This window comes from Streptomyces sp. NPDC001157, from assembly GCF_053598255.1.
The window spans coordinates 1-14,894 of sequence record NZ_JBSFJW010000035.1; the positions used below are offsets into that span (position 1 = coordinate 1).

The 14,894-nt window shown below is 70.1% G+C and carries 10 protein-coding genes and 1 pseudogene; 2 read left to right on the top strand and 9 right to left on the bottom strand.

Annotated elements, in window-relative coordinates; all coding sequences use genetic code 11:
- Positions 1-319: 319 nt before the first annotated feature.
- On the bottom strand, positions 320-1,327 hold the full coding sequence (locus tag ACWDAG_RS38560; RefSeq protein WP_450700215.1) for a stage II sporulation protein M: 1,008 nt from the start codon (positions 1,325-1,327) through the stop codon (positions 320-322).
- A 129-nt stretch (positions 1,328-1,456) separates the two neighbouring features.
- On the opposite strand from ACWDAG_RS38560, the gene ACWDAG_RS38565 reads away from it, so the two are divergent.
- Complete coding sequence (locus ACWDAG_RS38565) at positions 1,457-2,512, top strand: RDD family protein (RefSeq protein WP_450700216.1); 1,056 nt, start codon at positions 1,457-1,459, stop codon at positions 2,510-2,512.
- A gap of 86 nt (positions 2,513-2,598) precedes the next feature.
- On the opposite strand, the gene ACWDAG_RS38570 is transcribed toward ACWDAG_RS38565, so the two are convergent.
- Entirely contained in the window at positions 2,599-3,213 is a 615-nt protein-coding gene (locus ACWDAG_RS38570; protein WP_450700217.1) for a hypothetical protein, read from the bottom strand.
- A gap of 156 nt (positions 3,214-3,369) precedes the next feature.
- A complete protein-coding gene (gene ahcY, locus ACWDAG_RS38575; RefSeq protein ID WP_450700218.1) occupies positions 3,370-4,827 on the bottom strand; it encodes an adenosylhomocysteinase in 1,458 nt (485 codons plus the stop codon).
- Positions 4,828-5,296: 469 nt separating this feature from the next.
- Here ahcY and ACWDAG_RS38580 point away from each other — a divergent pair, with 469 nt between their 5' ends.
- Positions 5,297-7,414, top strand: a complete 2,118-nt coding sequence (locus ACWDAG_RS38580; protein WP_450700219.1) for a fructose-specific PTS transporter subunit EIIC — start codon at positions 5,297-5,299, stop codon at positions 7,412-7,414.
- 273 nt (positions 7,415-7,687) lie between these two features.
- Here the strand turns inward: ACWDAG_RS38580 and ACWDAG_RS38585 are convergent, their stop codons facing one another.
- The 6 genes and pseudogenes from ACWDAG_RS38585 to ACWDAG_RS38610 all read right to left on the bottom strand — a co-directional run.
- Entirely contained in the window at positions 7,688-8,668 is a 981-nt protein-coding gene (locus ACWDAG_RS38585; protein ID WP_450700220.1) for a cation diffusion facilitator family transporter, read from the bottom strand.
- 160 nt (positions 8,669-8,828) lie between these two features.
- Positions 8,829-9,980 (bottom strand): mannose-6-phosphate isomerase, class I, encoded by a 1,152-nt coding sequence (manA, locus tag ACWDAG_RS38590; protein WP_450700221.1) that lies wholly within the window; start codon positions 9,978-9,980, stop codon positions 8,829-8,831.
- Positions 9,981-10,055: 75 nt separating this feature from the next.
- Positions 10,056-11,186: an SIS domain-containing protein gene (locus ACWDAG_RS38595; RefSeq protein ID WP_450700222.1), complete on the bottom strand. Its 1,131-nt coding sequence runs from the start codon at positions 11,184-11,186 to the stop codon at positions 10,056-10,058.
- A 166-nt stretch (positions 11,187-11,352) separates the two neighbouring features.
- On the bottom strand, positions 11,353-11,553 hold the full coding sequence (locus ACWDAG_RS38600) for a Trm112 family protein (protein ID WP_450700223.1): 201 nt from the start codon (positions 11,551-11,553) through the stop codon (positions 11,353-11,355).
- Between the two features lie 387 nt (positions 11,554-11,940).
- Positions 11,941-13,305, bottom strand: coding sequence for a phosphomannomutase/phosphoglucomutase (locus ACWDAG_RS38605; RefSeq protein ID WP_450700224.1), 1,365 nt, complete (start codon positions 13,303-13,305; stop codon positions 11,941-11,943).
- Positions 13,306-13,450: 145 nt separating this feature from the next.
- Positions 13,451-14,754: pseudogene (locus tag ACWDAG_RS38610) on the bottom strand (L-lactate permease); the annotation flags it as partial.
- Positions 14,755-14,894: the final 140 nt, after the last annotated feature.

Genomic DNA, 14,894 nt, shown 5'->3' on the forward strand with positions numbered 1-14,894 from the left:
TGCGTTTCCGACTCTATCAGACCGTTTCCCGATCCGATTTCCTCGGCGCTTTCCAGGTTCCCGCTTTCGCGTTTCCCTTTCCGGCGGTTCCGACTTTATCAGAAGTTTCGAGCCGGACTGACCGGCCGCTCATTTCCGATTCATCGGGAGTGGCTTCTTCGAAATCGATGTTTCCGAGAAGCAGACAGATGCTCACTGCTGCCGACCGGACTAGATCCAGTTCCAGGCAACTGTTCGAATCTACCTCCCCTCTAGGTCCGTGTCAACGGCTCCTGTGGGGCGAAGGAGAGACTAACAGGTCAGGAGGCGCGCCTGCACATCAGGCGGCCGTCGGCACCGTGGCGCTGCGCTCCGCTGTCTCGACGTCGCCCGTTTCTCCGGCTCGGGCCGCTCGGCCGCCCAGGACGAAGACGTACGCGAGGAAGGCGAGCTCTACAGCGACCCCGATGCCTATTCGAGCCCACGTGGGCAGGCCGGAGGGGGTTACGAAGCCTTCGATGGCGCCTGAGACGAAGAGGACGAGCGCGAGACCGATCGCCATGCCCACGGCGGCACGACCCTCCTCGGCGAGGGCTGTGCGTCGGGCGCGGGGGCCCGGATCTATGAGGGTCCAGCCGAGGCGGAGGCCGGTTCCGGCGGCTACGAAGACCGCGGTCAGTTCGAGCAGGCCGTGTGGGAGGACCAGGCCGAGGAAGGTGTCGAGTCGGCCGGCCGAGGACATCAGACCGAAGCCGACCCCGAGGTTGAGCATGTTCTGGAAGAGGATCCACAGGACGGGCAGGCCGAGGAAGACGCCCAGGATCAGGCACTGAGCGGCGGCCCAGGCGTTGTTCGTCCAGACCTGGGCTGCGAAGGAGGCCGCGGGGTGGCTCGAGTAGTACGTCTCGTACTGTCCCCCTGGGCGGGTGAGTTCACGCAGCTCGTTGGGGGCCGCAATCGTGGCCTGCACCTCGGGGTGGGTGCCTATCCACCAGCCCAGGAGGACGGCGACCACGGTGGACAGCAGCGCCGTGGGGACCCACCAACGGCGCGATCTGTAGACCGCGGCAGGGAATCCCTGGGTCAGGAAGCGGGTGACGTCCCGCCAGGAGGCGCGTCGGGTGCCTGTGACTGCGCTACGCGCGCGTGCGACGAGCTGGCTGAGGCGTCCAGTCAGCTGGGGGTCCGGGGCGCTGGACTGGATCAGTGACAGGTGGGTGGCCGTGCGCTGGTAGAGCGCGACGAGTTCGTCGGCCTCGGTGCCGTTGAGACGGCGTTGACGCCTGAGAAGGGCGTCGAGGCGGTCCCATTCGGCTCGGTGGGCAGTGACGAAGACGTCGAGGTCCATCGGTTTGCCTGCTCCTCGGCTGTTCGTCGGTGGCTCGTCGTGGGGTCAGCTTTTCGTACTGCGGCGCGATGCGCCCTCAGCTTGGCAGACTGACCGTTCACGGGGCAGGCCAGGGGAAGGACTACGGGCGTGAGTGAGCTTGTGACCGGCGAGGCGGTAGCGCTGGAGTTGCGGCCCGCGAGGCTGCCCAGCAGGGCGCTTGCAGTGTTGCTCGACCTGGCCGTGGCCATCGTCGTCTACGTCGTCCTGACCATCGCTCTGGTCGCTGCCACAGCTTCACTGGATGACGCGGCGCAGATCGCGGTGTCGATTGCGACCTCCGTTCTGGTGCTGGTGGGCGGGCCGATCGCGGTCGAGACGCTCAGCCATGGGCGGTCGCTCGGAAAGTTGGCGTGCGGGCTGCGGGTGGTGCGGGACGACGGGGGGCCGATCCGGTTCCGGCATGCGCTGGTTCGGGGTGGGATCGGTGTGGTCGAGATCCTGATGACGTTCGGGGTCGTCGCCTGCATCGCATCCCTTGTGTCGGCTCGGGGGCGGCGGCTCGGCGATGTGTTCGCCGGGACTCTCGTCGTTCGGGAAAGGGTGCCTGTGGTGCGGACGGGCTTCCTTCCTCCGCCGCCGCCCTGGCTGGCCGGGAGGTTCTCGGGGCTTGATCTGTCTGCGGTTCCCGACGGGCTGTGGCTCGCCGTCCGTCAGTACCTGTCGCGGATGCAGCAGCTGGATCCGCAGGTCGGCTCGGCGATGGCGGAGCGGCTCGCCTCGGACCTCTCGGCGCGTACGGGTACGCCGGTGCCCCAGGGGGTTCCGCCGGCGGCGTATCTGGCGGCTGTGATGCAGGAGCGTCAGGCGCGGGAGGCACGACGGGCATTCGCGAGTGGATCTGCGGTCGGGAATCCGCCCGCGGGTGGACAGCCTGCGGGTGCAGTGCGTCCGGCTGGTGCGCCCGGCTCCTACGCACCGCCCGCCGGAATCCCTCCGATGATGACTCCGCCAGCTGCCTATGTGGGGCAGACGGCTGCGGTCGCACGGCAGGCTGAGGCTCCGACGCAGGAAGCTCCCGCACGCGAGTCGGTGCAGACCCCACAGACCGCACAGCAGGATGAGCCGTCGAGCGACCGGCCAGTCGGCGGCGCGAGCGGAACCACCGGGTCCACCGGGTCCACCGGTTTCGTGCCGCCGGCGTAGGCCCCTTCACCGCCGCCGTACGAGCCCTCCGGACCAGGCAGCTGCGTCCGCGTGTTTCCCATGCGCCGCTTCGGCGGACGTCTTGCTCAGGTGAATGTCGACGGCGGCGATTCGAGGTCTTCGAGCTCGATGCCGGGCGCAGCGAGCACCACGTCGCCGGCGATGTGTACGGCGTGCTGCTCACCCGTGTCCAGGGCAGTGACCTGGTACTCGTCCACGGTCAGGGGGGCGTTGTCAGTGGCGTGTGTTTCTCTGTTCACCAAGGCCCAGGACTGGTCCACGGTGCGCGGGGCGAGGACGGGGTCGGTGAAGGCGAGGAGGCGTACGCGGGTTGCTGTGGCGGAGGGGGTGAGGTGCAGGAGACGGCTGGTGGCGATGAGGAACGCGGGGGATGTGCCGGTGAAGGCGTGGGCGCGGACGTTGCCTTCGGTGGCATGAGCTCCGGTGGGGTCCGTCCGGACCCAGGTGACGCCGTCGAGGGCGGCACCGCGGACCTGCCAACCCGCGGCATGCAGCTCGAGGCGGATGGGGCGGCCCAGCTCGTCGAGGGCGAGGTCGACGGAGCCCCGGTGATCTCCCGTTGGGGTGGTGAGTTGGGAGACGTAGCGCCAGCCGGAGGGGCCGGGGGCGCAGTGGAAGTGCTCGTCTGCGAGAGGGGTGTGATCGTGCGGATCGTGGAGCGAATAACGGCCGCGGGGCATGAGGGTCCTGGGTCTTGACGGGCTGGTCCGGGCGACGGGCCACAGAGCCAAAGAGGCAGGCCCCCGGCACGGGGGTGCGGGGGCCTGCCTCGGAGGAACTGCTGCTGGTGAGCGTGTCAGCGCACCGACGCGCTCACCGCAGCGGCGCCGAACCGCTCAGTAGCGGTAGTGGTCCGACTTGTACGGGCCCTCGACCTTCACGCCGATGTACGAGGCCTGCTCGGGGCGGAGCCTGGTCAGCTTCACGCCGAGCGCGTCCAGGTGGAGGCGGGCGACCTTCTCGTCGAGGTGCTTGGGCAGCGTGTAGACGCCGATCGGGTACTCGGACTGCTTGGTGAACAGCTCGATCTGGGCCAGCGTCTGGTCCGCGAACGAGTTGGACATCACGAAGGACGGGTGACCGGTCGCGTTGCCCAGGTTCAGCAGACGGCCCTCGGACAGGACGATGATCACCTTGCCGTCGGGGAAGGTCCATGTGTGGACCTGCGGCTTGACCTCGTCCTTGACGATGCCCGGGATCTTGGCGAGGCCGGCCATGTCGATCTCGTTGTCGAAGTGACCGATGTTGCCGACGATCGCCTGGTGCTTCATCTTGGCCATGTCCGAGGCCATGATGATGTCCTTGTTGCCGGTCGTGGTGACGAAGATGTCGGCCTTGTCGACGACCTCGTCGAGGGTCGTGACCTGGTAGCCGTCCATCGCCGCCTGGAGGGCGCAGATCGGGTCGATCTCGGTGACGATGACGCGGGCGCCCTGTCCGCGCAGGGACTCCGCGCAGCCCTTGCCCACGTCGCCGTAGCCGCAGACGACCGCGGTCTTACCGCCGATGAGAACGTCGGTGGCGCGGTTGATGCCGTCGATCAGGGAGTGGCGGCAGCCGTACTTGTTGTCGAACTTCGACTTGGTGACGGCGTCGTTCACGTTGATCGCCGGGAACAGGAGGAGGCCGTCGCGCTGCATCTCGTACAGGCGGTGGACGCCGGTGGTGGTCTCCTCGGTCACGCCGCGGATCTCCGAGGCGAGCTGGGTCCACTTCTGCGAGCCGTTGGTGATGGTGCGGTGCAGGAGTTCGAGGATGACGCGGTGCTCGTCGGACTCGGCGGTGTCGACGGAGGGGACCTTGCCGTCCTTCTCGTACTCGACGCCCTTGTGGACGAGGAGGGTGGCGTCACCGCCGTCGTCGAGGATCATGTTGGGGCCGCCGGTGGGGCTGTCCGGCCAGGTCAGCGCCTGCTCCGTGCACCACCAGTACTCCTCCAGAGTCTCGCCCTTCCAGGCGAAGACCGGGACGCCCTGCGGGTTCTCGGGCGTGCCGTTCGGACCGACGGCGATGGCGGCGGCCGCGTGGTCCTGGGTGGAGAAGATGTTGCAGGAGGCCCAGCGGACCTGCGCGCCCAGGGCGACCAGGGTCTCGATCAGCACGGCGGTCTGCACGGTCATGTGCAGGGAGCCGGTGACACGGGCGCCGGCCAGCGGCTGGGTCTCGGCGTACTCCTTGCGGATCGCCATCAGGCCGGGCATCTCGTGCTCGGCGAGGGTGATCTCCTTACGGCCGAAGTCGGCCAGGGAGAGGTCGGCGACCTTGAAGTCCTGTCGGTTGTCGACAGTCGTCATTGCGAGCTGCTCCTCGGGGTTGGGACGAGGTGGGTACGGCTGGTCTGCGCGGCGGCGGACACAGGGGTGCCCGAGAAGAGGACACAGGCATGCCCGCGTACGCGCAGCGCAGTCCGTCGGAGGCCCTCTCTCCCTCGGTCGGTCCGCGCTGGGACCGCCCGACCGCCATCAGCAGCGACGTCTGGCTCGGTTCCAAGCTACACCGGCTGCCCCGGCGGCCCCAGTCCGCCTTCGCACACATCACGCCAAGCAGGACGTGCCACAGGTGCCGGCTGCGAGGCTCAAAGGGCGATAACAGGACACCTACGAACGGGAGAACAGGAGGCAGCAGACCAGGTCGAACAGGGACTTTCGCACGTTTGAGCAGGGCGGCGGATGTTGCAGGATGCCAGGAGATCGGGAACCACTGATCGATCTTGCGGGGCGTTCGGGACGGCGCTTCGCGCAACAAAGGCGTTAGGAGATCGATGTGACCAATCCGGCCGGCCCTCCCCCCACGGGCGGCGGCAACGGCGAGCAGAGGCGGCTGAAGCTGCTCGCGGTGACCGCGTGCCCGACCGGCATCGCACATACGTATATGGCCGCGGAGAAGATCGCGCAGGCTGCCGAGAGCCGCGGCATCGACATGAAGGTGGAGACGCAGGGGTCCATCGGGGCTGAAAACGTCCTCGGCGACAACGATGTCAGAACCGCGGACGGCATCATCGTCGCCGCGGACAAGGATGTGGATCTGAGCCGTTTCGCCGGCAAGCGGGTTCTCAAGGTCGGGGTGGCCGAGGGTATTCACCACCCTGAGCGGCTGATCGAGCAGGTCCGATCGGCGCCGGTGCACCAGGCCGGGAGCGAGGCGGCATCCTCGACCGCCGCCCGTGGCAGGGAGCGGAGCGTCACGTACAAGGCGCTGATGAACGGCGTCAGTTACATGATCCCGTTCGTGGTGGTCGGCGGGTTGCTGATCGCCGTCTCGCTCTCGCTCGGTGGGCACACGGACCCCGCCGGTGGTCTGGTCATCCCGAAGGGTTCCTTCTGGATGGACGTGAACAACATCGGAGTCATCGGCTTCACGCTCATGGTGCCGATTCTGTCCGGGTACATCGCGTATGCCATCGGTGATCGGCCCGCGCTCGTGCCGGGCATGATCGGTGGCTGGATCGCCAACACCGGGTCGTTGTACGACTCCAAGGCGGGCGCCGGGTTCATCGGGGCGATCGTGACCGGGTTTCTCGCCGGGTATCTGGTGCTGTGGATCAAGAAGGTCAGGGTCCCGAAGTTCGTGCAGCCGATCATGCCGATCATCGTGATCCCGATTGTGGCGACGACGGTGCTCGGGATGTTCTTCATCTACGTCATCGGGAAGCCGATCTCGTGGGTGTTCGAGCACCTGACCAGCTGGCTCAGCGGAATGACGGGCACGAGTGCGGTTCTGCTCGGCGCGGTTCTGGGGCTCATGATCGCGTTCGACATGGGTGGGCCGGTGAACAAGACGGCGTTCCTGTTCGGGGCCGGGCTCATCGCGACCGGCAACCAGACGGTCATGGGGATGTGCGCGGCCGCGATCCCGGTCATGCCGTTGGGGCAGGGGCTGGCGACGCTGATACGGAAGCGGCTCTACACCGAGCAGGAGCGGGAGACCGGTCTCGCGTCCCTGTTCATGGGGTGTTTCGGTATCTCCGAGGGTGCGATCCCGTTCGCGGCGGTGCGGCCCGCGCAGGTCATTCCGGCCAACATGCTCGGCGGCGCGGTGGCCGGTGCGGTCGCCGGGATCGCGGGAGTGAAGGATGCGGTTCCGCACGGCGGCCCGATCGTGGCCGTGCTGGGCGCGGTGACCGGCGTACCGATGTTCTTCGTGGCGGTGGTGATCGGCACAGTCGTCACGGCGCTGACCACGGTGACGCTGGTGGACATCGCTGAGCGCAGGCGGAGCGGTGCGTTGGTGGCCGGTGTGGAGGTGGCGGATGCCGAGCCCGCGCTGGTTCCGGTCGGCGCCGGTGTGTCGTCGGGTTCGGGCGAGCCTGGCGTCGTAGCGCCGCGGGCCGAGCATGGATCCGCGCCGTCCGCTTCCGGTTCGGAGGGTGCGGGCTCCTCGTCCGAGGCCGACCCTGCCGGTTCCGCCGACGCCGGTGCCGGTGCCGACGTCCTCTCCGGCTACCTCACCGAGCGGACCGTCAAGGTCAGGCTCGATGCGCAGGAGAAGGAGGCCGCCATCCGGGAGATGGCGGACCTGCTGGCCCGCAGCGGCGCGGTGGCGGACGCGGAGGAGCTCGTGCGGACGGCCCTGCGGCGTGAGGAGCAGGGCACCACCGGGCTCGGCGAGGAGATCGCGATCCCGCATGCCAAGACGGACGCGGTGACGGCGCCGGTGGTCGCGTTCGCCCGCTCCGACGGGGGCGTCGAGTGGGGCTCCATGGACGGTACGAAGGCGCGGCTGGTGTTCATGATCGCCGTGCCGGAGGCGGCCGCGGGCGATGAGCATCTGCGGATTCTGGCGTTGCTGTCGCGGAAGTTGATGGACGCCGGGTTCCGGGAGCGGCTGACGGCGGCAGAGGACGACCGGGCGGTCCTCGGGGTGCTGAGCGAGATCCGGTAGGCGGCTCAGGGCCCGCGTCCGTCGGGCGCGGGCCCGCACAGCCGGTTCACAGCGGGCGGCTGCACATCGGGCCAGCCGCGCTAGGGGCGGCCGCGCTAGGGGCGGCCGCGCTGGTGTGGCCTGGTGGTGCTCAGCGGGCTCGGGCTGGGGATCGCTGCGGTGGTCGTACGGAAGCGTCTCGTCGTACCCCCGCCCCCGCCCTGGGCCGTGCAGGTATGACGGCGGGGCCCACCGGGCGTTCGGCGGGCCCCTTGGTCGTACGGCGAAGGGGTGTCAGTGACCGGCGGGGTGCGGCGTCGGTCCTCCGGGCGTGGCCTCGCGGTCGGGGCCCTTGGCGGCCTCGGCCTCGCTGTAGATGTCCGGCTCGAGGTAGATGACGCGGGCGATGGGGACGGCGGCGCGGATGCGGGCCTCGGCGGCGTTGATCGCGGAGGCGACCTCGGCGGCCGTGTCGTCGTGCTGGACGGCGATCTTGGCGGCGATGAGCAGCTCCTCGGGGCCGAGGTGGAGCGTGCGCATGTGGATGATGCCGGTGACCGTGTCGCCGTCGACGATGGCCGCCTCGATCTGCCTGACCTCCTCGACCCCGGCGGCCTCACCGAGGAGGAGGGACTTGGTCTCGGCGGCGAGGACGAGGGCGATCAGGACGAGCAGGATGCCGATGCAGACCGTGCCGATGCCGTCCCAGACACCGTCGCCGGTGAGGAGGGCGAGGCCGACACCGCCGAGTGCCAGGACCAGACCGATCAGGGCGCCGAAGTCCTCCAGGAGGACGACGGGCAGCTCGGGTGCCTTGGCGCGGCGGATGAACTGCGACCAGGACAGCGTGCCGCGCAGTTCGTTCGACTCCTTGATGGCCGTCTTGAAGGAGAAGCCCTCGGCGATGATCGCGAAGACGAGGACGCCCACCGGCCAGTACCAGTGTTCCAGTTCGTGCGGGTGGCGGATCTTCTCGTAGCCCTCGTAGATGGCGAACATGCCGCCGACCGAGAAGAGGACGATGGAGACGAGGAAGGCGTAGATGTACCGCTCGCGGCCGTAGCCGAAGGGGTGCTGCGGGGTGGCCTCGCGCTGGGACTTCTTGCCGCCGATCAGCAGCAGGAACTGGTTGCCCGAGTCGGCGAGCGAGTGGACGCCCTCGGCGAGCATCGACGAGGAACCGCTGAACGCGAACGCCACGAACTTGGATACCGCGATCGCGAGGTTGGCGCCGAGTGCCGCCACGATCGCCCTGGTGCCGCCTGACGCGCTCATGTGTCCGCGTTGTCCCTTCGCCTTCGTACGTACGCCGTCCGGGGCACCGCCTCGTCGTGGCTTTGCCCGTCCTTTGCCGGTGGGCCATTCTTGCAGCCCTGCCCGACGACGGCGCGTCAGGTATCCACAACCCCGGTCATACGATCACACCGACCTGGAATCACACGACCACCGTGGCCCGGAAGACCGTACCGGCTCCGGACACGTCCGCCTTCTCGCCCGCCGGGACGAAGACCGACTGGCCGGGGCGCAGTTCGTGCTCGCCCGCATGAACGGAACCTGCCGTGCAGAGCAGGATCTGCGGGGTGGCGCGGGTGAGGTCGTGGGTGGAGCCGCCCTCGGGGAGGACGTAGCGCGACAGCCGGAACTCGTCGATGGGGGTCTCGTAGACCTCCTCGCCGTCCGGGGACGCCTCGGGGCGCAGCACGCCGGGGTCACTGGCCTCGAAGCGGACGATGCGCAGGAGTTCGGGGACGTCGACGTGCTTGGGAGTCAGGCCGCAGCGCAGGACGTTGTCCGAGTTGGCCATGATCTCGACGCCGAGGCCGTTCAGGTACGCGTGCGGGATGCCCGCGCCGAGGAACAGGGCCTCGCCGGGCTGCAGTCGTACGTAGTTGAGAAGCATCGCGGCGATGACGCCCGGGTCGCCCGGGTAGTGGTGGGCGATGTCCGCGTAGGGCGCGTAGTCGCCGCCGAGGCGGGTGCAGGCGGCCGCGGCCTCGGCGACCGTGTGGTGCATCTCCTCGGGGTCGGCGGTGAGGATCGCCGTGAGGACCTCGCGCAGGGCGGCGTCCTCGGGGTGGGCGTGCAGCAGGTCGACGTACGGCTTGAGGGAGTCGACCCCGAGGCCGTCGAGGAGGTCGGCCGCCCGGAGCGGGTCGCGGAAGCCGCACAGGCCGTCGAACTCGGTGAGCGCGCAGATCAGTTCGGGCTTGTGGTTGGCGTCCTTGTAGTTGCGGTGCGGTGCGTCGACGGGGATGTTCCGGCGCTCCTCGTCCTCGTAACCCTCCTTCGCCTGCGCCAGGTTGGGGTGCACCTGGAGGGAGAGCGGGGCGCCGGCGGCGAGGATCTTGAGGAGGAAGGGCAGGTGGGGGCCGAACTTGGCGACGGCGGCCGGGCCGAGTTCCTTCTCCGGGTCCGCCTCGACGACCTCGACGAGCGTGCCGCGTCCGGTGCGCGAGGGGGCGCCGGGGTGGGCGCCCATCCACATCTCCGCCTGCGGTTCACCGCTCGGTTCGACACCGAGCAGGTGCGGGATCGCGGTGGTCGAACCCCAGGCGTAGGGGCGGATGGTGTTGTCGAGGCGGTCCATGCTGTGTCTTCGTCTCCGTACGTACGCCGCGCTCGGCGGGCGCTGGTCAGTAGGCGCGGGTTGCGCGGGTCAACGTCAGGCCCCGGAAGCGAGCGCCAGGTAAACGGCGGCGAAATCCGTGATGGCGATCAGCTCGGCGAGGGTCTCCAGTTCGTCGCCGGGCTCCGGCTCCAGTTCGCTGATCGGCGTGTCGTGACTGAGGGCCAGGTCACGAGCGGCGGGGGCGGCGGTGAGGCCTTCGATCGGGCGGTCGCGGAGCAGCACCACGCGCGCGTGCAGGGCAGGTGCTTCCTCTACGCGGTCGCGGAAGAAGTCGTCCGGGTCGGCGCTGGCGGCGAGCGGACCGGCCAGCAGAGCGCTGTGCGCGGCGAGTGCCTCCGGGAGTTCGGCGACGAGCGCAGGACGGCCGGAGAGTTCGGCGAGGGCGGCCGCGAAACGCCGTCCCGCGGGGCCCGCCGAGACCCCCTCGGTCCATACGACGGGCAGCGCGTCGGCGAGTTCGGCGGCGAGCGTCTTGGCGGGGTTGCTGTAGGTCGCGATGGCGGGACCGCAGCGTTCGGCGATGTGGTCGAGACGGTCGGCGATCTTCTCGACGGCCTCCGGCGGGGCGGTGACCAGTCCGGTGCGGTCGAGGAGGGCGAGGAGGGGCGTGAGCAGCGCCCACAGGACGCCGGGGGCGGAGGCGGCGAGCTCCTGTTCGTCCTGCTCGTACGGGGCCGTCGCCAGCGGTACGAAGAGGCCGTGGGCGCCTTCCACCGCCTCGGTGAGCGGGGTGCGGGCTGGGGCGACTGCGACGACCGTGCAGCCGCGGCGGTAGGCCGCGTCGGCGAGCAGGGACAGGCCCGGTTCGGTGCCGTCGGGGGTGGTGATCAGGAGCAGGTCGACGCTCCCGGCCCAGCCCGGGAGCTCCCAGCGCAGGGCGCCGGCGGCGGGGGCCACGCCGGTGGGGGCGAGCCGGATGACGGGGCTGCCGGGGCCGGCGAGCGTGCCGAGGAGGTCGGCGGCGCAGATCGCTGCGGCGCCGGGGCCCGCGATGAGGACCGCGCGGGGGCGGCCGTCGGGCTTGAGGTCGTTCACACCGGCCTCTGCGGCGTGCCGGGCGGCTGTGCGGACGCGGGCGCCTGCCTCGGCGGCGCCGCGGAGCAGGCCGCGGCGGTCGGCCTCCGAGAGGGCCTCGGGAGTGTCGAGCAGCGATTCGTCGAGCATGGGCGGCAGCCTCCGAGCGCCGGGGGTCTTTGTGTGCGCGCCGGGGTCGTACGCGCGGCGGGGGCTTGTTGCGCGGGTGCCCTTTTGCGTTTGTGGCTTGTGCGAGTGCCTTCTCGCGCGGGTGGCTTGTGCGAGTGCCCTCTCGCGCGGGTGGCGGGGCTCGGCCTTACGCGGGGCGGCGGGCCTCGTCGACGAGCAGGACGGGGATGCCGTCGCGGATGGGGTAGGCCAGGCCGCAGTCCTTGCCCGTGCAGATCAGCTCGGTTTCCTGGTCGCCGGTTTCCTGCCCCTTGGTTTCCTGCTCCTTGAGCGGGGCGTGGCAGGCCGGGCAGGCGAGGATCTCCAGGAGGCCGGCTTCGAGCGGCATGGGTGTGTCCCTTCGGGGGAGGTGCGCGTGTGTGCGTGTGCGGATGTGCCTGGTCAGCGTACCGCCGTGGGGGGCGGGGTGCCGGGGTTGGAACGGGGTCGGGTCGGGGGGCTGTGGGAGCCCCTGCTGCTGGGCCGCTGAGGGATGCTGTCGCCCCCGCCGCCCCTACCCGTCCCGTCCCAGGGGCGCTGCCCCTGCGGCCCCGCCAGGGGGCTCCGCCCCCTGGACCCCGATCGGCCTGAACGGCCTCGTCCTCAAACGCCGGACGGGCTGAAAGCGCCTGCCCGGCCAAAACTTGAACGCCGTACGGCTGAAAGCGCCTGCCCGGCCGAAACGTGAACGCCGTACGGGCTGGGAGACCAGCGCCGCCCGGCGGTCTGGAATGCGTCAGGCTCGGATGATGGCCAGGGCCTCGTCCCGGATCTTTGTCATCGTGGCCTCGTCCCTGGCCTCCGCGTTCAGGCGGAGCAGGGGTTCCGTGTTGGAGGGGCGGACGTTGAACCACCAGTCGGTGGAGGTGACCGTCAGGCCGTCGAGTTCGTCGAGGGCGATGTCCTCGCGGGCGCCGTACGCCGCCTTGATGGCCGCCAGGCGGTCGGCCTGGTCGGCGACCGTGGAGTTGATCTCGCCGGAGCCCACGTAGCGGTCGTACTCGGCGGTCAGGGTGGAGAGCGGGGCCTCCTGGCCGCCGAGGGCCGCGAGGACGTGGAGGGCGGCCAGCATGCCCGTGTCGGCGTTCCAGAAGTCCTTGAAGTAGTAGTGGGCCGAGTGCTCGCCGCCGAAGATCGCGCCCGACTTCGCCATTTCGGCCTTGATGAAGGAGTGGCCGACTCGGGTGCGGGCCGGCGTGCCGCCGTGTTCGCGAACCACCTCGGGGACCGACCAGGACGTGATCAGGTTGTGGATGATCACGCCCTTGCCGCCGTTCCTTGCCAGCTCGCGCGCGGCCACCAGGGCCGTGATGGCGGACGGCGAGACCGGGTCGCCGTGCTCGTCGACGACGAAGCAGCGGTCCGCGTCGCCGTCGAAGGCGATGCCCAGGTCGGCGGACTCCTCGCGCACACGCTGCTGCAGGTCGACGAGGTTCGCCGGGTCCAGCGGGTTCGCCTCGTGGTTCGGGAACGTGCCGTCGAGTTCGAAGTACATGGGTACGAGGGTCAGGGGCAGGCCCTCGAAGACCGTGGGGACGGTGTGGCCGCCCATGCCGTTGCCCGCGTCGACGACGACCTTCAGGGGGCGGATGTTGGTCAGGTCGACGAGGGAGCGGAGATGGGCCGCGTAGTCCGACAACGTGTCGCGCGAGGTGATGGTTCCCGGCTCGGCGACCGGCTCGGGGGCACCCGACTCGCTCCACTGCTCGGCCAGTTCGCGGATCCGGGACAGGCCCGTGTCCTGGCCCACCGGCGCCGCGCCCGCCCGGCACAGCTTGATGCCGTTGTACTGCGCCGGGTTGTGCGAGGCCGTGAACATCGCGCCCGGCAGGTTCAGGGCGCCCGAGGCGTAGTACAGCTGGTCGGTCGAGCACAGACCGATCTCGGTCACGTCGACGCCCTGTGCGGCCGCCCCGCGCGCGAACGCACGCGACAGGCCCGGCGACGACGGCCGCATGTCGTGGCCGATCACGATCGCGTCCGCCCCGGTCACCTGGACGAAGGCGGCCCCGAAGAGCTCGGCCAGCGGCTCGTCCCACTGGTCCGGGACGACCCCGCGTACGTCGTACGCCTTCACGATCTGCGACAGATCAGCAGCCACGGCCAACCCTCCTGAAGTCCTATCGGTCGCCTCAAACTACCCGTACCGGTTGGCCGTGCGCCGTGCGGACTCCGAGTGGACTCCCAGCCGTAACCCTCAGGTCAGAGCCGGGTGAGAAACCGGGAAGAGCCGGGACGGGTCAGGGCAGCACCTTGCGCAGCAGATCCCCCTCGCGGGCCGCGGTCACCTGCAGGGCTCCGAAGAGTGCGTCGGCCGAGGTGTCCGAGCCGGAGACCGCCACCCCGAACCAGCCCAGGACGGGTGACAGGAAGGCCAGTCCGGCTCCCGCCGCCGCCACGAAGTGGCCGATCGTGCCGGCCTGCCCGGAGAGGTTCATGACGTACGCGAGTGCCAGCACGGACGTCACGGTCAGGATCGCGAACCTCAGCTCGTGCACGGTCGCGAGCCATTCCTTGACCGCCACGCATGCGTGCACGCCGAGTACGACCACCGTGCGGATGCCGGCGAGCAGCACGAGCGTGCCGCCCGTCGACACGATCGGCCAGGTGAAGACATTGCCGCCGACCGGCTTCCCGTCCGGCCCGGCGACATCGAGGAACGGCCGGTCGTACGTCCGGGTCCCCCGGGCCGGCCCGTTCTTGACCGCCGGGATCTGCGCGACCGAGAAGATCGCGACGATCAGTGCCTACGGGGCGTACGCGCGCAGGACCTCGCGCCGCGGGTCCTCCTCGTCCAGTTCCTCGCTGCGCGCGCCGGTCAGCACGCACGCGCGCGTACCGACGCCATGGCGGGCACGCGCGCGTGCGGTACGGCGACCAGGGCGCCCGCGCCCGCCAAGGAGGCGCCGATGTCGGCGAGTTGTGCGGAGACGTAGTTGGAGGCGGCGAACTGGGCGACAGCGAAGGCGACTCCGCACACCAGGGCGGGCACCCCGGCCGCGCGCAGGCCGCGCGGTCGTCCACCAGCCGGACCAGGACGAGCGGCACCACCAGGGCCGGCAGCGGCGTTTGACGCCCCACCACGGAGGCCACGGAGTCCAGCGGCAGCCCCGTCACCTGCGCGAGCGTCACGACCGGTGTGCCCATCGCCCCGAAGGCGACGGGCGCCGTGTTGGCGACGAGCGCGACGACCGCGGCGCGAACGGGATCGAAGCCGAGGGCGACGAGCATCACTGAGCAGATCGCGACCGGCGCACCGAATCCGGCGAGGGCCTCCAGGAGCGCGCCGAAGCAGAACGCGACAGAGCGCCTGGACGCGCGGGTCGTCCGACAGCCGCCCGAAGGAGCGGCGCAGGACGTCGAAGTGCCGGGTGCGGACGGTCATCCGGTACACCCACAGGGCGTTGACCACGATCCACAGGATGGGGAAGAGGTCGAAGACGGCTCCCTGGGCGGCGCTGGAGAGCCTCTGGTCGAGCGGCATGCGGTAGGCGAGCCAGGCGACCAGAACGGCCGCGAGAAGCCCTGTCAGGCCCGCCAGGTGCGCTTCCCCGGCTGGACGTACACCAGCGCCTCCCCGGATTCCGGCATGCAGAAAGCGATTTCCCGCCGGTCGGGTCACGGGATGGTCGTGTCCACGCCAAGGCCACGTCAACGAGTGTGCACCACTGGGCTGAACGGGGGACGGGA